The sequence below is a fragment of the Kribbella sp. NBC_01510 genome (genome assembly GCF_045040325.1).
Lineage (GTDB): Bacteria > Actinomycetota > Actinomycetes > Propionibacteriales > Kribbellaceae > Kribbella.
Genome location: NZ_CP109418.1, coordinates 1,288,721 through 1,304,951, shown reverse-complemented (window position 1 = coordinate 1,304,951; position 16,231 = coordinate 1,288,721). Strand labels below are relative to the sequence as shown.

The 16,231-nt window shown below is 69.1% G+C and carries 18 protein-coding genes; 10 read left to right on the top strand and 8 right to left on the bottom strand.

From position 1 onward, the window contains the following. Positions 1–20: 20 nt before the first annotated feature. The gene (locus OG558_RS06425) at positions 21–1,301 is read left to right on the top strand and encodes an AlkA N-terminal domain-containing protein (RefSeq protein ID WP_405069373.1); all 1,281 of its coding nucleotides are present in this window, start codon (positions 21–23) and stop codon (positions 1,299–1,301) included. Here the strand turns inward: OG558_RS06425 and OG558_RS06420 are convergent. Together OG558_RS06420 and OG558_RS06415 are read right to left on the bottom strand one after the other, a co-directional pair. Beyond that, positions 1,277–2,029, bottom strand: a complete 753-nt coding sequence (locus OG558_RS06420) for an isocitrate lyase/phosphoenolpyruvate mutase family protein (RefSeq protein WP_405069372.1) — start codon at positions 2,027–2,029, stop codon at positions 1,277–1,279. The genes OG558_RS06425 and OG558_RS06420 overlap by 25 nt on opposite strands. Next, positions 2,026–2,322 (bottom strand): putative quinol monooxygenase, encoded by a 297-nt coding sequence (locus OG558_RS06415; RefSeq protein ID WP_405069370.1) that lies wholly within the window; start codon positions 2,320–2,322, stop codon positions 2,026–2,028. The genes OG558_RS06420 and OG558_RS06415 overlap by 4 nt, the downstream gene beginning before the upstream one ends. A 170-nt stretch (positions 2,323–2,492) precedes the next feature. Here OG558_RS06415 and OG558_RS06410 point away from each other — a divergent pair, with 170 nt between their 5' ends. Next, positions 2,493–3,287 carry a class I SAM-dependent methyltransferase gene (locus OG558_RS06410; protein WP_405069369.1) on the top strand — a complete coding sequence of 265 codons (795 nt, stop codon included), beginning with the start codon at positions 2,493–2,495 and terminating at the stop codon, positions 3,285–3,287. Positions 3,288–3,385: 98 nt separating this feature from the next. Here OG558_RS06410 and OG558_RS06405 read toward each other — a convergent pair whose 3' ends face one another. Together OG558_RS06405 and OG558_RS06400 are read right to left on the bottom strand one after the other, a co-directional pair. Beyond that, positions 3,386–4,204, bottom strand: coding sequence for a TrmH family RNA methyltransferase (locus tag OG558_RS06405; protein ID WP_405069368.1), 819 nt, complete (start codon positions 4,202–4,204; stop codon positions 3,386–3,388). A gap of 79 nt (positions 4,205–4,283) precedes the next feature. Then, positions 4,284–5,282 carry a LacI family DNA-binding transcriptional regulator gene (locus OG558_RS06400; RefSeq protein WP_405069367.1) on the bottom strand — a complete coding sequence of 333 codons (999 nt, stop codon included), beginning with the start codon at positions 5,280–5,282 and terminating at the stop codon, positions 4,284–4,286. A 162-nt stretch (positions 5,283–5,444) separates the two neighbouring features. Between OG558_RS06400 and OG558_RS06395 the strand changes: the two genes are divergently transcribed. After that, positions 5,445–7,310, top strand: a complete 1,866-nt coding sequence (locus tag OG558_RS06395) for a glycoside hydrolase family 127 protein (RefSeq protein WP_405069366.1) — start codon at positions 5,445–5,447, stop codon at positions 7,308–7,310. 2 nt (positions 7,311–7,312) lie between these two features. Further along, the gene (locus OG558_RS06390) at positions 7,313–7,432 is read left to right on the top strand and encodes a twin-arginine translocation signal domain-containing protein (RefSeq protein ID WP_329482210.1); all 120 of its coding nucleotides are present in this window, start codon (positions 7,313–7,315) and stop codon (positions 7,430–7,432) included. Between the two features lie 306 nt (positions 7,433–7,738). Here the strand turns inward: OG558_RS06390 and OG558_RS06385 are convergent, their stop codons facing one another. Further along, a complete protein-coding gene (locus tag OG558_RS06385; RefSeq protein ID WP_405069365.1) occupies positions 7,739–8,947 on the bottom strand; it encodes a TerC family protein in 1,209 nt (402 codons plus the stop codon). 101 nt (positions 8,948–9,048) lie between these two features. Between OG558_RS06385 and OG558_RS06380 the strand changes: the two genes are divergently transcribed. Then, a complete protein-coding gene (locus OG558_RS06380; RefSeq protein WP_329482208.1) occupies positions 9,049–9,657 on the top strand; it encodes a TetR family transcriptional regulator in 609 nt (202 codons plus the stop codon). Positions 9,658–9,733: 76 nt separating this feature from the next. After that, positions 9,734–11,293 (top strand): FAD-dependent monooxygenase, encoded by a 1,560-nt coding sequence (locus OG558_RS06375; RefSeq protein ID WP_405069364.1) that lies wholly within the window; start codon positions 9,734–9,736, stop codon positions 11,291–11,293. Here the strand turns inward: OG558_RS06375 and OG558_RS06370 are convergent. Next, complete coding sequence (locus OG558_RS06370; protein ID WP_405069363.1) at positions 11,260–11,823, bottom strand: helix-turn-helix domain-containing protein; 564 nt, start codon at positions 11,821–11,823, stop codon at positions 11,260–11,262. The genes OG558_RS06375 and OG558_RS06370 overlap by 34 nt on opposite strands. 39 nt (positions 11,824–11,862) lie before the next feature. Between OG558_RS06370 and OG558_RS06365 the strand changes: the two genes are divergently transcribed. Beyond that, positions 11,863–12,384, top strand: coding sequence for a GNAT family N-acetyltransferase (locus tag OG558_RS06365; RefSeq protein ID WP_405069362.1), 522 nt, complete (start codon positions 11,863–11,865; stop codon positions 12,382–12,384). Here OG558_RS06365 and OG558_RS06360 read toward each other — a convergent pair. Beyond that, complete coding sequence (locus tag OG558_RS06360) at positions 12,381–13,067, bottom strand: M15 family metallopeptidase (RefSeq protein WP_405069361.1); 687 nt, start codon at positions 13,065–13,067, stop codon at positions 12,381–12,383. The genes OG558_RS06365 and OG558_RS06360 overlap by 4 nt on opposite strands. A gap of 37 nt (positions 13,068–13,104) precedes the next feature. On the opposite strand from OG558_RS06360, the gene OG558_RS06355 reads away from it, so the two are divergent. Genes OG558_RS06355 through OG558_RS06345 form a run of 3 tightly spaced genes read left to right on the top strand, consistent with a single transcriptional unit; the run spans position 13,105 to position 15,437 of the window. After that, positions 13,105–13,767, top strand: coding sequence for a response regulator transcription factor (locus OG558_RS06355; RefSeq protein WP_405069360.1), 663 nt, complete (start codon positions 13,105–13,107; stop codon positions 13,765–13,767). 18 nt (positions 13,768–13,785) lie between these two features. Next, entirely contained in the window at positions 13,786–14,871 is a 1,086-nt protein-coding gene (locus OG558_RS06350) for a sensor histidine kinase (RefSeq protein WP_405069358.1), read from the top strand. Between the two features lie 44 nt (positions 14,872–14,915). Continuing rightward, entirely contained in the window at positions 14,916–15,437 is a 522-nt protein-coding gene (locus OG558_RS06345) for a GNAT family N-acetyltransferase (RefSeq protein ID WP_405069357.1), read from the top strand. On the opposite strand, the gene OG558_RS06340 is transcribed toward OG558_RS06345, so the two are convergent. Next, complete coding sequence (locus tag OG558_RS06340) at positions 15,434–16,126, bottom strand: hypothetical protein (protein ID WP_405069355.1); 693 nt, start codon at positions 16,124–16,126, stop codon at positions 15,434–15,436. The two genes, OG558_RS06345 and OG558_RS06340, sit on opposite strands and share 4 nt — an antisense overlap. Positions 16,127–16,231 lie beyond the last annotated feature (105 nt).

Genomic DNA, 16,231 nt, shown 5'->3' with positions numbered 1-16,231 from the left:
GCGGAGGTGACAGTGGATCGATGACGACCTATTCGGCCGTGCGTACGACGGGGATCTACTGCCGCCCGGGCTGCGGCGCGAAACCCCTCGCGGAGAACGTGCGGACCTTCGAGCTGCCCGCCGCCGCGGAGGCCGCCGGGTATCGCGCCTGCCTGCGCTGCCGGCCGTACCGGGTGGCCGGGACGGTGGCGGACGACGCGCCCGAGCTGGTCTGCCGGGCGGTGCAGCTGATCATCGCCGGCGTGCTGGACGAGTCGGGCGAGGCGGCGCTGGGTGCGCGACTGGGGTTGTCGGCGCGGCACCTGCGCCGGATGTTCCACGAGCACCTGGGCGTCACGCCTGATCAGTTCGCCCGCTCCCGGCGGGCGCATTTCGCGCGGCGGCTCCTGGACGACTCCGAGCTCGGCATCGCGGACATCGCGTTCGCGGCCGGCTTCGGCAGCTTGCGGCAGTTCAACCGCGCCATGCAGGAGGTGTTCCGCGCCAGCCCGCGCGAGTTGCGCGACCGCCGGCGGCGGACTGATCGCCTGGTCGCCGACGGCGGTCTGGTACTGCGCTTGCCGTACACCCCGCCGTACGACTGGGACGCGATGAGCGCGTACCTCGCCGAGCGCGCGATCCCGGGTGTGGAGTCGGTCGAGGACGGCATCTACCGGCGGACGATCGCACTGGACGGCGACCCTGGGCTGCTCGAGATCGGCCCGGGAGGATCCGATCACCTGCTCCTGCGTGCACATCTGCCGTACTGGGAAGGCGTCATCCATGTCGTCGACCGCGCCGCCCGTTTGGTCGGGCTCGACGCCGAGCCGGTCCTCGCGAAGACTCTCCTGTCCGGCGATCCGGTGATCGGCCCACTGATCGCGGCCCGCCCCGGCGTCCGCGTCCCCGGCGCGTGGGGCCCGTTCGAGGTCGCCGTCCAGGCAGTCGTCCGCGACCAGCTCCCACGCGACGATGCGTACGACGTACTCCACAAGCTCGTCGAAGTCCACGGGATGCCGGTCCCCGGTCTCAGCCACAGCCTGACCCGCGCCTTCCCGGGTCCGCAGGCCCTGACCGAGGCAGAGCTGGTCGGCCCGCTCGCGCGGGAAGTTGCTGCAGGCAACGTCGTGCTGGACGGCGGAGAGGACGCCGAGGCGCTGATCGCCTCGCTGGAGGCGGTGCCCGGCGTCAGCACCAAAGCCGCACACCACGTGGCGATGCGGCTTGGTGCTCGGGACGCTTGGCCGTTTGACGACGATGCCGAGCGACTACGACCGTGGCGCTCGCTCGCCGCCGTTCACCGGGTGCTCAGCGACTCATAGGTGCCGCTCGACAGCAGTTCCTTCGCCGCGGCGGTCGCCAATCCGTACGCGGCAGTGGTGATGGCGGGGCCGACGCTGATCCGGGTGACGCCTAGCGCGGTCAGTTCGGCGACGGTCGGAGCGCCTGGGCCGACCATCACGTTGAGGGGGAGTGGTGACTCCTTCACGAGCTGTTCGATGGTCGATGGGTCGACGACGCCGGGCACGAACAGGACGTCCGCGCCGGCCTCGGCGTACGCCTTGGCTCGGTCCGCCGTGCCCGAGCCGTCGCCGAACAGGTACGTGTCGGTGCGGGCGTTGATCACGAGATCGATGCCTGCAGCAACTGCTGCGGCGCGCGCTGCCGCGATCCGCGCGGCGTGAACCGCGGGATCGTCGAGCCCGCCGCCCGTGCTGTCCTCGAGGTTGATGCCCACGGCACCGGCTTCCAGGACAGCCGCGACCGTTGCCGCCACGTCTTCGTACCCGGCCTCGATGTCGGCGGAGACCGGGACCGACACGGCCGCGCAGATCGCGCGGAGTGCCGCGATCGCCGTCGTGCGGTTCAGGCCGCCGGCGTCTTCCACCCCGGCGGCCCAGGAGACGCCGGCGCTCGTCGTCGCGATCGCGGCGGCACCGGCGGCCTCGATCGCTCGCGCCGAGCCGGCGTCCCAGGCGTTCGGCAGCACCAGCGGCGGCTGGGTGTGCAGCGTGCGCAGCCGCCGGGCCAGGTCGGTCTGCGTGGTCACAGGCTCACCACCAGTTCGTGGTCGGTCTCTACGAACTCCACGATCAGGTCCGCGAACTTGCCCGCGATCAACTCCTGGTACGCCGCCGATCCGGTGTGTTCGTCGTACGCCGCCTGGTTCGCGAAGTGCTCGACGAAGAGCAGGTAGTCCGGGTTCTTCGGGTCGCGGTACACGCGGAACGAGAGCGTCCCTTCCTCGACGCCCGGGCCTTTCGGCGCGAACTCCCGGACGAGTTCCTCGGCCGCCGCCTGGTTGCCGTCCTTCAACTTGATCGGAAACACCTTTGCCAGCACTTGATTCCTCCTGAGGTCTGTCTTCAGCCCCTCAAGACTCCCGCGCGGGACCACCGCGGGTCTGGCCATATTCGGCCATCTCCGCAGTCCATTATCCGAGACGATGTGTCTCACAAAACAAGATTCTCCGCTAGCGTGGATCCTGTCGGCAAGGGGCAAAGGAGCCTGGGATGAACAACGTGTACACGCACGGCCACCACGAATCGGTACTGCGCTCGCACAGCTGGCGCACCGCCGAGAACTCGGCCGGCTATCTGCTTCCCCATCTTCGGCCCGGCATGTCGTTGCTCGACGTCGGAGCGGGTCCCGGCACCATCACCGCCGACCTGGCCCGCCTGGTCGAGCCCGGCCGGACCACCGCGCTGGAAGCGAGCGAGGCGGCGCTCGACATCACCAGAGCGACCTTCGCCACGCTCGACGTCCAGGTGGAGTTCGCGGTCGGCGACGTACACGCCCTCGACCTTCCGGACGACACGTACGACGTCGTGCACGCACACCAGGTCCTGCAGCATGTCGCGGATCCGGTGCAGGCGCTGAAGGAGATGCGGCGCGTCTGCAAGCCGGGCGGGATCGTCGCGGTCCGGGACTCCGACTACCACGGCTTCGTCTGGTATCCGGAGCTTCCCGAGCTGGACGAGTGGATGGCGCTGTACCAGCGGATGGCTCGCGCGAACGGCGGCGAGCCGGACGCCGGCCGGCGACTGCTGTCGTGGGCGCTGGCGGCCGGGTTCGAGCAGGTCGACGCGACCGCGACCACCTGGACCTTCGCCAACGACGAGGATCGCGCCTGGTGGGGTGGGATGTGGGCGGACCGCATCCTGAAGTCCGCCCTCGCCGAGCAGTCCCGCGCGGCCGGCGTCCCCGAGGAGACGCTCAGCGCCATCTCCAAGGCCTGGCAGACCTGGGCAGCTCGGTCCGACGGCTGGATCTCGATCCTGCATGGCGAACTGCTCTGCACCGCGTGACCGCCAGGCCATCACAATTGCAGGATTCCCGCCTGGCCTGAGGTGGGTGTACGCCTGACTGTCAATTGTGATGGCCTGGAGATGCGAAGACCGCGAGGTTACCGGGTCTTGGACGAAGGGGAACGCTGCCGCGAGACCTCGTACAGGACGGCGGTCGCTGCGTTGGCCGCGTTGAGTGAGCTGGCTGAGCCGGTGATCGGGATCCGCACCAACTGGTCCGCGGCCTCCTTCCACGCGGCGCTCAACCCGCCCGTCTCGTTCCCGATCAGCACCAGGGCCGGCTGGGTGAAGTCGAAGTCGAACACGTCGACCGACCCGTGCTCATCGGTGCCTACGACAACGATCGGGATCGCGGACCGCCGGACCCAGTCGAGCACCTCACGGTGCGACGGCACACGTACGGCGGGAACCGCGAAGAGCGACCCGGTCGTCGCGCGCACCGCCTTCGGATCGTAGACGTCGGCGGCGTGCCCGGTGACGATCACGCCGCGGGCGCCGAACGCGTCGGCGGACCGGATGATCGACCCGATGTTCCCCGGTCCGGTCGGCCGGTCGAACACGACCCCGAGAAACTCGGGTCCGACCTCGATCCGCTCCAGATCGTCCGGCGGCAGCTCGAGCACCGCGATCATTTCCGGTGCCGTCTCGTCCTTCTCGCCGAGCTCGGCCAACAGCTCAGGCGCCATCGCGACGCGTTCGACGCGGGGCAACCGCTGCAGCAACTCCTGGGCCCAGCGCGACAACGGCCGCGACGCATCGGTGATGACCGTCCGCACCGGCCACCCGTTGTCTACGGCAAGCGAAATCGGCCGCACCCCTTGCACCAGGAACTCCCCGGCCCGCTGCCGCTTGGTCCGATTGGTCAGGCACGCCTGCCACACCTGAAACCGGGCATTCCGCGCCGAGATCCGCTGCACCCCCCCACCCTACGGCCGACCGTGCGCTCGCCGCCGTCTCGACCGCACCAACGGCGGACGAACGGGCGACCATCCGGTGTCAGGTGCCGAGCGTCGACTCCCGGGTGACCAAGCGGGTGGGCAACTCCATCAGGCCGGGATGCGGCGACCCGGCGATCGCGTCCAGCAACAGATTGGCGGTACGGCGGCCGAGCTCCTCGAGCTCGAGGTCGACAGTGGTCAGCGGCGGACGGCTGGCCAGCGCCATCACGGACCAGTTGTCGTAGCCCGTGACGGCGATGTCGTCGGGCACCGAGCGGCCGAGCTCGCGGAGCCGATCGCAGACACCCCGTGCGATCTGGTCGCTGCCGCAGGAGATCGCGTCGAGATCAGGTGTCGTGCGCAGCAGTACGTCGACCGCGTGCCGCCCCCATCGCTCAGTCCACTCGCCATGCATCGGCTCACCGGCCAGCGCGTCGCTGGCCGTCTCGACCGTCGCCGCGGCGCGATCCCGCGCACTCTGGTGGGTCGCCGGTCCGGTCACGTGTGCGATCCGCTGACGACCGAGCGACAGCAGATGCCGCACCGTCGACCCCGCCCCACCGTGATCGTCCACGACCACCGAGGTGTCGGCCGGATCGGTCGACGGGCTGAAGGCGTAGACCACCGGAATCGGTACGTCGATCGGCGCGCGTGCCTCGGCCCGGCGACCGGTCACGATGATCCCGTCCACCCGCCGCGACACCAGCGAGCGGAGGTAGTGCTGCTCGCGCAGTGGGTCGTCCCGCGTGTCGCACAGCACGAGCGCCATCTCGCCCGCGCTCAGCGCGTCCTCCGCGCCGAGCATGATCGGGATGCTGAACCGGCCGGAGCTGTCGGTGGTGATCAGCCCGACCGTGAAGCTGCGGCCGGACGACAACGCCCGGCCCCGGCTGTCCGGGGTGAATCCGAGTTGCTCGGCGGCCCGCCGTACCCGCTCTCTGGTCTCCTCGCGGAGCTGGCCGGTGTCGTTCAGGGCCTTCGACGCGGTGCTCGTCGAGACTCCCGCCAGCGCGGCCACATCCGTGATCCGGGGCAGCGAGGGACCGCGTGACGCCATCCGGCAACTCCTTTCCGAACTTTCCGGAAACAGTACCGCAGGCTGACCGCTCTGTCCGAACCTTGCCAGGTCCGAGGGGTTGACCGAGGCCTGGAACCTCTCTAACTTCGTGTAGGAAAACGTGTTCCGGATTTTCCTAACCTTCCCCAGGAGTCACGTCCTATGACGGAAGCAGTCACCACCTCCCGCAGCCCGGCCGCCGCAACCCACGGCCGCTGGCAGCCCCTCGGACTCGGCCAGGCGAAGATCACCGGCGGCTTCTGGGCACCGCGCCAGGCCCGCAACGGCGAGGACGCGATCCCCAGCGGTCAGGACCAGTTGGAGACGGCGGGCAACCTACAGAACCTGCGCCTCGCGGCCGGGCTGCGTACGACAGAGGGCGAGGGCGAGGCCATCGGCCCGGTGTTCGCCGACTCCGACGTCTACAAGTGGCTCGAGGCCGCCGCCTGGGAGTACGGGCGCAATCCGAACGACGACCTGCTCAAGCGCATCCGCGACCTCACCTCGGTGGTCGCCGCCGCGCAGCGCGAGGACGGTTACCTCGACTCGGTCGTCCAGCTCCGCTACGGCGACGAGGGCCGCTACCAGCAACTCGTCTGGAGCCACGAGCACTACTGCGCCGGCCACCTGATCCAGGCCGCCGTCGCGCAGGTCCGCTGCACCGGCGACCGTGCGCTCCTGGACGTCGCGATCAAGCTCGCCGACCACCTGGTCGCGACCTTCGGCGACGACAAGACTGTGGACGTCGACGGCCACCCGGTGATCGAGATGGCCTTGGTCGAGCTGTATCGGGAAACCGGTACGACGGCCTACCTCGACCAGGCCAAGTGGTTCGTCGAGGCCCGTGGCCACGGCATCATCAAGAACCACGGTCACGAGCCGGCGTACTTCTCCGATCGCGTCCCGGTCCGCGAGGCCACGTCGGTCGAAGGGCACGCGGTGCGCGCGGTCTACCTCGCGGCCGGAGCGACCGACGTCGCCCTGGAGACCGGCGACACCGACCTGCTCGACGCGCTGAAACGGCAGTTCGAGCACATGTGGTCGACGAAGACGTATGTCACCGGCGGTCTGGGTGCGCGTTGGGAGGGCGAGGCGTTCGGCGACGAATACGAGCTGCCCGCGGACCGCGCGTACGCCGAAACCTGTGCGGCGATCGGCGGCATCCAGTGGGCTTGGCGGATGCTCCTCGCCACCGGTGAGGCGTCGTACGCCGATGCCGTCGAGCGGATGCTCTACAACGGCTTCCTCGCGGGGGTCTCGCTCAAGGGCACCGAGTACTTCTACGTCAATCCGCTGCAGTTGCGGGGTGGCGCCCATGCGGACAACGGCCGCAGCCCCGCGCACGGCCGGCGCGGCTGGTTCGACTGCGCCTGCTGCCCGCCGAACATCATGCGTACTCTCGCCAGCCTCGACGGCTACCTCGCGACCACACGCGATGGTGCGATCCAGATCCACCAGTACGCCGCCGGCACGTTGACCGTCGGCGACACCGAGCTGACCGTGGACACCGCCTACCCGTGGGACGGCGCAGTTCGCATCACGGCCACCAAACCAGTGGCAGTGCAATTGAGGATCCCGGCCTGGGCAGATGGTGCCACCGTCAACGGTCAATCTGTGCAAGCGGGCACCTATGCCGACGTGACTGCTGACGTGATCGACCTACAGTTGCCGATGGCAACTCGTGTGGTCGGCGCCGATCCACGCGTCGACGCGGTCCGCGGTTGTGTCGCGCTGGAACGCGGGCCGCTCGTCTACGCGGTCGAACAGGTGGACCAGGACGCGAACGTCGACGACCTGCATCTGTTGCCGGAGGCGTCAGTTGCCGCGAGCCACGACAACGACCTGCTGGACGGCGTTACCGTGCTCAGAACGCGCGGACGGATCGGCACCGGTCACCGTGACGGCTGGTCGTTCACCCCCTCGGCCCAGGACGACACCGGCGACGAGGTGGACGTGGTCGCGGTGCCGTACTACGCCTGGGCCAACCGCGAGATCGGCGCCATGCGCGTCTGGCTGCCGAGGGCCTGATCATGCTCACCCGGCGGACGTTCCTCGGCCTGGCGGCCGCGGCGACCACGGCGAGCGCCGTACCGGGCTGTAGCTCGGTCCTGGCCGAACCCGACGTCCAGGCCTCCAACGCTTCTACGTGACAGGCCTCGCCTCCGGCGCGGTCAAAGGCTAGCCAGGCTCCTCCCCTTGGGCGAACCCTCCAGCTGAAGGGTCATCCCCTCAGCTGGAGGGTTGCCCACTCAGAATCCGAGCGGGCAACCCTCCAACTCACGGGGTAACCCCTCGAACTCGAGGCAACCCTTCAGCTCGCGGGTTATCCCCTCCGCTGGAGGGTTGCCTATTCAGAATCGGAGGGGGCAAGCCGCCAGCTCGGGGGGCATCCCCTCAGTTGGAGGGTTGCCTGTCGTGAATCCGGGGGCTGCCGGCTCGGGGTGGCAGCGGCGGAGTTAGAGGCTGGGGCGGACTTCGTGGTCGGGGTGGGCGGCGGCGTGCGCGTCGGCGACCTGGCGGCACAGGGCCATCAGTTCGGTCTCGTTCTTCACCTGCCGCCTGGCGTCCGGGCCGAGGTCGATGATGTGGTCGCGGGCTCGCAGCAGCCGCTGGAAGACCCGCTCGCGCTCGTGCGGGTCGTCGGTGTATTCGGCATCCAGGTAGGCGGTCGCGTCGCGGCGGATGTGGGCCATCGCGGTCTGCGTCCGGCCGCGGGTGCTGAACAGGGACGCGAAGATCGTGATCAGCAGCACGACCAGGATGACGAGCAGTGACAGCCCGGTGCTGATCTCGACCACGTCGACGGGCTCGCCGCCGTTCACGAACGGCAGGTTGTTCTCGTGCAGAGCGTGCAGGATCAGCTTCGTGCCGATGAACAGCAGGATCGCGGCCAGCCCGAAGGACAGGTAGATCAGCCGGTCCAGCAGGCCGTCGAGCAGGAAGTACAGCTGCCGCAGGCCGAGCAGGCTGAACGCGGTCGCGGTAAACACCACGAACACGTTCTGGGTCAGGCCGAAGATGGCCGGGATCGAGTCCAGCGCGAACATCACGTCGGTGCCGCCGATCGCGATCATCACCAGCAGCATCGGCGTCATCATCCGGCGCCCGTCGACCACGGTGGTCAGCCGGTCGCCGTCGTACTCCTCGCTGGTGCGGAACAGCCGCCGGCTCAGCCGGACCACGACGTTCTGCGCCTGGTGTGACTCCTCGGTCTCCGGCTTGAGCATGTTGCCGGCGGTCAGCAGCAGCGCCATCCCGAACAGGTAGAACACCCAGGAGAACGTGTGCAGCAGCGCCGATCCGACGAAGATGAACGCGGACCGGGCGATCAGCGAGACCACGATGCCGATCAGCAACACCTTCTGCTGGTTCTCCCGCGGCACCCGGAAGCTCGTCATGATGATCAGGAACACGAACAGGTTGTCCACCGAGAGCGCTTTCTCGGTGATGTACCCGGCGAAGTACTCCGAGCCCATCGCCGTCCCGCCGAACACGAGCGTCCCGAGGCCGAACAGTACGGCGATGCCGACGTACACCGTGGACCAGATCGCGGCCTCCCGCAGCGTCGGGACATGTGCGGACCGGACGTGGAAGAAGTAGTCGAACAGCAGCAGCGCGACGATGCCGAGCAGGGTCAGGATCCAGACCACCGGGGACACGGTCATGGGCCCAACCCAACCATGCCCGATGGGCGTCTGTCCCTGAATCAAAAATATGCCCAAAAGGCATCTTTGCCCAGAAGGCAAAGTTTGCTACGGTCAAGAACATGACCGAAGGGTTGCGGGAGCGGAAGAAGCAGGAGACGCGGATCGCGCTGAGCTGGGCGGCGGTGCGGCTGACGGTCGAGCGCGGGCTGGCCAATGTGCGGATCGAGGACATCGCGGCCGAGGCCGGGGTTTCGCTGCGCACGTTCCGGAACTACTTCTCCAGCAAGGCCGAGGCGATCGCCGCCCGGGAGGTCGACCGCAGTCTGGCCATCGCCGCCGAACTGCGGGCGCGGCCGGCCGACGAGCCGCTGTGGCCCGCGATCCGGGCGTCGATCGAGTCGCAGATGGCGCTCGGTGTGGAAGGCCACGGCGGCGACCAGCCGCCGGACCAGCGGTGGCTGGCCGGGATCCGGCTGATGGTCACCGAGCCGTCGTTGCAGGGTGAGATGGCGCGGGCGTATGCCGCCGCGAGCGAGGAATTCGCCGCCGCCGTCGCGGACCGGACCGGGACCCGTGGGCTGTATCCGCATCTCGTCGCAGAGGTCGTGGGCGCGGCCAGGGCGGCCGCGAGCGCCGAATGGCTGCGTGGCGATCCACCTCGATCCATGACCGCCCTGCTGTCGGAGGCTCTCGACCAGATCACCGCCGGCCTCCCCGAACCCGACTAGAACCCACACCCCAGCAGATACCCCGGCGCCGCCGGGGCAGTCAGTCACGCCCATTTTCACTGGAAGGACACGTGCCATGGATGCAGATGTCGTCATCGCCGGGGCCGGACCGAACGGCCTCATGCTCGCCTGTGAACTGCGGCTGGCCGGAGTGCGGCCGATCGTACTGGAGCGGTTGCCGGAGGCCAGTGAGGTGCCCCGGGCGAACGGCCTGGTCGGCCAGGTCGTCCGCATGCTTGACCGTCGCGGCCTGTACGAACGCCTCAGCGGTACTCCGGGTCCACCGCAGCCGCAGCCGCGCTACATGTTCGGCGCGTTCCCACTCGACCTCAGCACGATCGAGCCGAACCCGGTGTACATGCTGCCGGTGCCGCAGCGCCGGATCGAGGAAGTCCTCCAGCAACGGGCGCTCGAGCTCGGAGCCGAGATCCGCCGCGGCCATGAGCTGATCGGGTTCGCCCAGGACACCGACTCCGTCACGGTCGAGATCTCCGGCCCGGATGGCCCGTACCACGTGACGGCTCGCTATCTCGTCGGCGCGGACGGCGGCCGCAGCCTCACCCGCAAACTGGCCGGCATCGACTTCCCCGGCATCACCAACGACACGATGGTCTCCCGTACGGCGAACGCGCAGGTGCCACCCGAGTACGTCGATCCCGGCACCGGAGCCCTGTCGATCCCCGGGTACGGCTTGATCCCCGGCCTGATGCATCACCGGACCGAGCGCGGCCTGTTCTTGTACGGCCAGCTGCCCGGCCGGCCGCCGGTCGTCAGCACCGGTGAGTTCGACGTACCGCCCGAAGGCCCGATGACGCTGGAGGAGTTGCAGGACAGCGTCGACCGGGTGCTCGGGGTCCATCTGCCGCTCGCTCCGCCGGACGGCGACGGGCCGCACCTGCTGCGCCGGGTCGTAGGAGGCAACAGCCGCCTCGCTGACCGGTTCCGCGAAGGCAGGGTGCTGCTCGTCGGGGATGCCGCGCACGTGCACTCCGCGATCGGCGGCCCGGGACTGAACCTCGGCCTGCAGGACACGGCCAACCTGGGCTGGAAGCTAGCCGCTGAGCTGCAGGGCTGGGCTCCTGACGGCGTGCTCGACAGCTACGAGTCGGAGCGCCGGCCGGTCGGGCAGCGGGTCGTGATGCAGACCCAGGCCCAGTCGGCACTCATTGCCCCAGGCAACGACGTCACCAGATTGCGGGAGCTGTTCGGTGAGCTGCTGACCGAGCCGCGGAACGTGCAGCGGATCGCGGACCTGATCACCGGCGCGGACATCCGGTACCACGACGGCCCGCATCCGCTGATCGGCCGCTGGGCGCCGGATCTCATGGTCGACGGGACCCGACTGGCCGAGCTGATGCGCACCGGCCGTCCGCTGCTGCTCGACCTGACCCCGGAGGCATCCTTCGCCGCGGCCGTGACATCGGAGGCGTCGTACGCCGCGACCGTGGCCAGGGATCGGATCGACGTTGTCGCCGGACGCGGTGAGTCGCCGATCGCGTTACTGATCAGGCCGGACGGGTACGTCGCCTGGGCCGCGGAGCAGGACGGTGTCGCGGAGCAGGACGGCTTGCGGGAGGCGTTGGCCCGGTGGTTCGGCGTACGTCAGGAACGGCCCTTGACCAGCGCCACCAGGTAGCGGCAAGGGGTCGTCTCCGGATTGTGGAACGTGGTCGCCGACGGCGGGCCGAGCTGGAGGCAGTCGCCGGTGCGCAGGTCGTGGACCAGCAGGCCCTCGTGGAAGCGCAGGTGTCCGTCGAGGATCCAGAGCTGCTGGTACTTGAAGATGTAGGCGTCGGCCGGATACGACACCGAGGCACCGGCCGGCAGCTCGACCTCGACCAGCTCGAGCGGGCTGTCGGTCACCGGTGAGACGGCCCGCCGCCGGTATCCGGTGGCCGGGTCCGTCCAGACCGGCTGGTCGCCGGCCCGCCGGAGGAGTTCACCGGTGTTCTCGGCGCGGGCGACCAGCTCGGACAACGTCATGCCGAGCGCGCCGGACAGCCGGCCGAGCAGTACGGCGGTCGGCTGAGCCTCACCGCGTTCGATCTTGCCGATCATCGCGCGGGAGACCCCGGAACGCTCGGCGAGCGCGTTCACCGACAGGTCCTGCGCGACCCGGGCAGCCTGCACGGTCGCCGCGAGTGAGGCGGACAGCTCATCCAACATGCTTGCCACTATAGCGTCAGTTGTGGCTACTATCGTGACATGCCAAAGATCAGAGACGCCTCCGAGCTCGATGCCGAGGCTTGTGTGACGATCTACACGCCCTATGTCACCGATACGGCGATCACCTTCGAGATCGAGCCGCCGTCCGCCGCGGAGATGGCGGCGCGGATCGCGACTGCGCAGGCGACCCACGCCTGGATGGTGCTGGAGGACGACGGTCGCGTCGTCGGGTACGCGTATGGCGGTCCGATGAAGCCGCGAGCGGCGTACCGCTGGTCCTGTGAGGTCAGCGTCTACCTCGAGCCCGGACGCCGCCGGACCGGCGGCGGGCGAGCGCTGTACGAGGCGCTGTTCGAGCGGCTGGCCGAGCGTGGGTTCCGGACGGCGATCGCAGGTATGACGCTGCCGAACGACGCCAGCGTCGGGCTGCACAAGGCGCTCGGGTTCGAGTCGATCGGGACCTATCGACAGATCGGCTGGAAGCTCGATGCCTGGCACGACGTGCACTGGCGTCAGCGTCCCCTCGCCGTACTCCCGGATCCGCCGGAGGAGACCCGCTAGGAAGCCGTCTTGGTCATCGGTGGGCAGGTCCCGCCCGGGGTGGTGACGAGCTCGAAGTGCCACCTCTCGTTGGACAGGGTCTGGCAGAGCCCGAAGCGGTTGCCCTTACGGATCAGCCAGTCGTCCGCGGCGGTCGGGCCGATGTCGACCGCGTGACCGGTGACGTGGTGCGACTCGTCGGGCGTGGAGACGAACTCGAGGGCCTTCTTCTTGCTGCGGTACTTGCGGACCGCCTTGTCCAGCAGCTCCTGCTGATACTTCTTGCTCCGCCATCCAGTGGTGACCTGCATCGTGATGCCGTCCTCCTTCATCGTCTGCTCGGCCTGCTGGACCGCTTTGCGCAGCGCCGGGTCGAGGTTCGCGACGCCGGGCAGGCTGGTGTCGAAGGCGGAGGTATGGTCCGGCAGGACGCCGTCGGCGGCGCCGGGCGGGCCGCTGCGCGCGCCGCGGGTCGCGGTGCTCGGGATGCCGGCCGGCGCGTCGGCGGTCGACGGTGCCGGGTCGCCCTGCGCAGACACCGCAGTACAAGAGGACAGGGTCACGCAGGTGACGGCGGCAACGATCGCCAGGGCGGTGAGGACCGTCAGCCGGTGTTCGCGTTTGCGGGTGGCTACGAGTTGATCGGTCAGCATGGCCACCAGTCCAGCCGGACCGATGTTGCCGGAGCGTCTGCGTTTCGGCATACGTTTTCGATACGTCCGGCCTGGTTCAATGGTCGGTATGCGGGTGCTGGTCGTCGAGGACGAGGTCTATCTCGCCGAGGCGATCCAGGCCGGGCTGCGGCTGGAGGCGATCGCCGCCGACCTGGCCTTCGACGGGAATGCCGCGCTGGAGGCGGTCACGGTGAACGCGTACGACGTGGTCGTGCTGGACCGTGATCTGCCGGGAGTGAGCGGTGACGAGGTCTGCCGGCAGATCGTTGCGCAGGGCATCAGCTGCCGGGTGCTGATGCTGACCGCGGCCGGCGATCTCGACGACAAGGTGATCGGCTTCGAGCTCGGCGCCGACGACTACCTGACCAAACCCTTCGAGCTGCGGGAGCTCGTCGTCCGGCTGCGAGCCCTGATCCGGCGACCGGCGGCGGCCGCACCCACCGTGCTCGAGTACGCCGGGGTCCGGCTGGATCCGTATCGACGGGAGGTGTACCGGTTCGGGCACTACGTGAAGCTCACGCGGAAGCAGTTCGCCGTACTGGAGGTGCTGATGGCCGCGCGAGGTGGGGTGATCAGCGCCGAGACACTGCTGGAGAAGGCGTGGGACGAGAACGCGGATCCGTTCAGCAACGCCGTGCGGATCACGATCTCGGCGCTGCGGAAACGGCTCGGCGATCCGTGGGTCATCCACACCGTCCCCGGCGTCGGCTATCGGGTCGGCGAAGCGTGAGCGACGGGCGGTGAACGCGTGAGTGACGAACGGTTGATGAGTTGGCGGCCGCGGTTGACGGTCCGGTTGCGGCTGACGCTGAGCTACGCGGGTCTGCTGGTCATCGCCGGTGCCGTCGTCTCGTGCATCATCTGGCTGGTCTTCAGGATCGTGCCGAACTACCCACTCAACGGCGCCAACCCGCGCGATCGGCGCGTGCTTCCGCCGTCGCGCGGGGACATCCTCCACCTGGTGGTGACGCTGTCCGGGTGGGCGCTCGGGTTCCTGGCGATCGCCGGACTGGTCGGTGGGTGGTTCCTCGCGGGGCGGATGCTGAAGCCGCTGCAGGAGATCACCGCGGCGGCGCGGAAGGCGGCCAGCGGGTCGCTCGACCACCGGATCGGGCTCACCGGGATCCGGGACGAGTTCACCGACCTGTCGGACACGTTCGACGAGATGCTGGGTCGGTTGCAGCGGTCCTTCGAGCAGTACCGGCGGTTCGCGGCGAACGCCTCGCACGAGTTGCGGACGCCGCACGCGGTGATGAAGACGATGCTGGAGGTGGCGGCCGCCGATCCCGATCACCAGGACGTCCCGGAGCTGGTGAAGCGGCTGGCGGAGACGAATCAGCGCGGGATCGACATCGTCGAGGCGCTGCTGAGCCTGACCGCACTCAACAACCGGTCGGTCGAGCTGGATCCGCTGGATCTCGCGGCAGTGGTGCGGTCCGCGTTGCCGGCGCTCTCCTCGGAGGCGCGCGCCGCCGAGGTCGAACTCACCTGCGATCTCGCGGAGTCGGTTGTCGAGGGCAACGAGGTGTTGCTGCACCAGGTGGTCGTGAACCTGGTGCAGAACGGGATCCGGCACGGCGGCGGCTCCGTCGCGATCACGGTCGCGCCCGGGCGGCTCGTCGTACGGAACACCGGGTCGGTGCTCCACCCCGCGCGGATCCGCACCTTTACCGAGCCGTTCGCCAAGGCCCGGTACGGCGCCGGCCACGGACTGGGGCTCGCGCTGGTCGACCGCATCGTCGAGACCCACCACGGGAGCCTCGACCTGGCGCCGATCCCGGGTGGCGGGCTGACCGTCACCGTCGTCCTCCCGACGGCCGACCTGGTCGGCTGACGACCTTGCTTGGGCTGACCTCGTCGGCGGGCGAGGATGGTGGGGTGAGTGAACACCGCCGGCCCGATGACCGCTCGACCGACCAGCCGTTGACCGTTCGCCGTGCGGTCGAGGCCGACGACGCCGCGCTGCTCGCGATCGACCGGACCGCGTGGGACGCCTCGTCCGGATTCCCGTCGTACCAGGAGACCATCAAGGACACCTTCTTCGCCCGCTGCGGGCCGGAGGCACACCTGGTCGCCGAGTACGACGGCGAGGTCGTCGGCTACCTCCGGCTCCAGGACAAGTACCCGTTCCCCGAAGGCGTCGGCGTCCTCACCATCAATGGCCTGGCCGTCGCCCAGTCAGCCCGCGGCCGGGGAGTGGCGAGCACGTTGCTCGCCGCGGCCGCCGCGGAGGGCAGACTCCGCGACGCGCGCAAGATCAGCCTCCACGTCCACAGCACCAACACCGCCGCCCGCCGCCTCTACGAACGCCACGGCTACGTCATCGAAGGCACCCACCCGAACGAGTTCCTGATCGAAGGCACCTACATAGCCGCCCTCGACATGGCGAAGATGCTCTAACGACTGATGCTGGGGGTGTAGAAGTCCCACACCGACGTCGTGGCGGGCACGTAGACGCGGTATCTACGCGTTCGGGCGGGGTAGTAGCTGTACGACGCCTGGCCGCTGGCGTTCGTCGTGACGTACGCGAGGCCCTTCCACGTCGACGTACCGATCTCCTGATACTGCACCAACAGCTTCCGACCCGCCCAGCGAACGTAGGTGTTGGTCTTCGGGCTGAACCACCAAACGGTGGTCAGGAGCGCCGTCCTGGTGCCTTTCCGTCCGCCGGTCAAGCTCGCCGACGACGCGAACCTGATCTCCGTGTACGCCGGCAGCAGAGTCGCGACCTTGTTGCCGTTCTCGTCGACACCGCCCTCGGCGTCACCCACCCAGGTGACCTTGCCGACCGGCACGTACTTCGTCGACAACGCGACCCCGGGGCACCTGCCCTGTTGGCACAGGACGCTCTCGACGAATCCGTTCGTCCAGGTGGCCGTCCACGCGCCGCCGACCATGGTTGTCGGGCAGTCGCTGCCGAGCTGAACGGGATAGGTCGTGTTCGCTGCTCTCATCGCCAGCTTCGCCGGCACCTTGAACGAGCAGGTCGCCGCCGCGACCTGCTGATGTGCCGCCTCGGCGGGCTGCGCGGCGACCAGGCCGGATGCGAGCAGGCCGACGGCCGCGAGTGCGGCCTTGTAGAGCTTCAAGAGTTCCCCCTCTTCGAAGTGACTGGAGGAACCCTAGTGGGTGGGAGGATCGCGGAGCGCCAACGCTTTGCCGGGATCCGTGGACCGGTCCGGCGCTCGTCCCCT

Coding starts and splice junctions, on each gene's coding strand:
- OG558_RS06425 (WP_405069373.1), top strand. CDS start 21: ATGACGACCTATTCGGCCGTGCGTACGACGGGGATCTACTGCCGCCCG.
- OG558_RS06410 (WP_405069369.1), top strand. CDS start 2,493: ATGAACAACGTGTACACGCACGGCCACCACGAATCGGTACTGCGCTCG.
- OG558_RS06400 (WP_405069367.1), bottom strand. CDS start 5,282: ATGGCGTCACGCGGTCCCTCGCTGCCCCGGATCACGGATGTGGCCGCG.
- OG558_RS06395 (WP_405069366.1), top strand. CDS start 5,445: ATGACGGAAGCAGTCACCACCTCCCGCAGCCCGGCCGCCGCAACCCAC.
- OG558_RS06390 (WP_329482210.1), top strand. CDS start 7,313: ATGCTCACCCGGCGGACGTTCCTCGGCCTGGCGGCCGCGGCGACCACG.
- OG558_RS06385 (WP_405069365.1), bottom strand. CDS start 8,947: ATGACCGTGTCCCCGGTGGTCTGGATCCTGACCCTGCTCGGCATCGTC.
- OG558_RS06380 (WP_329482208.1), top strand. CDS start 9,049: ATGACCGAAGGGTTGCGGGAGCGGAAGAAGCAGGAGACGCGGATCGCG.
- OG558_RS06375 (WP_405069364.1), top strand. CDS start 9,734: ATGGATGCAGATGTCGTCATCGCCGGGGCCGGACCGAACGGCCTCATG.
- OG558_RS06370 (WP_405069363.1), bottom strand. CDS start 11,823: ATGTTGGATGAGCTGTCCGCCTCACTCGCGGCGACCGTGCAGGCTGCC.
- OG558_RS06365 (WP_405069362.1), top strand. CDS start 11,863: ATGCCAAAGATCAGAGACGCCTCCGAGCTCGATGCCGAGGCTTGTGTG.
- OG558_RS06360 (WP_405069361.1), bottom strand. CDS start 13,067: ATGCCGAAACGCAGACGCTCCGGCAACATCGGTCCGGCTGGACTGGTG.
- OG558_RS06355 (WP_405069360.1), top strand. CDS start 13,105: ATGCGGGTGCTGGTCGTCGAGGACGAGGTCTATCTCGCCGAGGCGATC.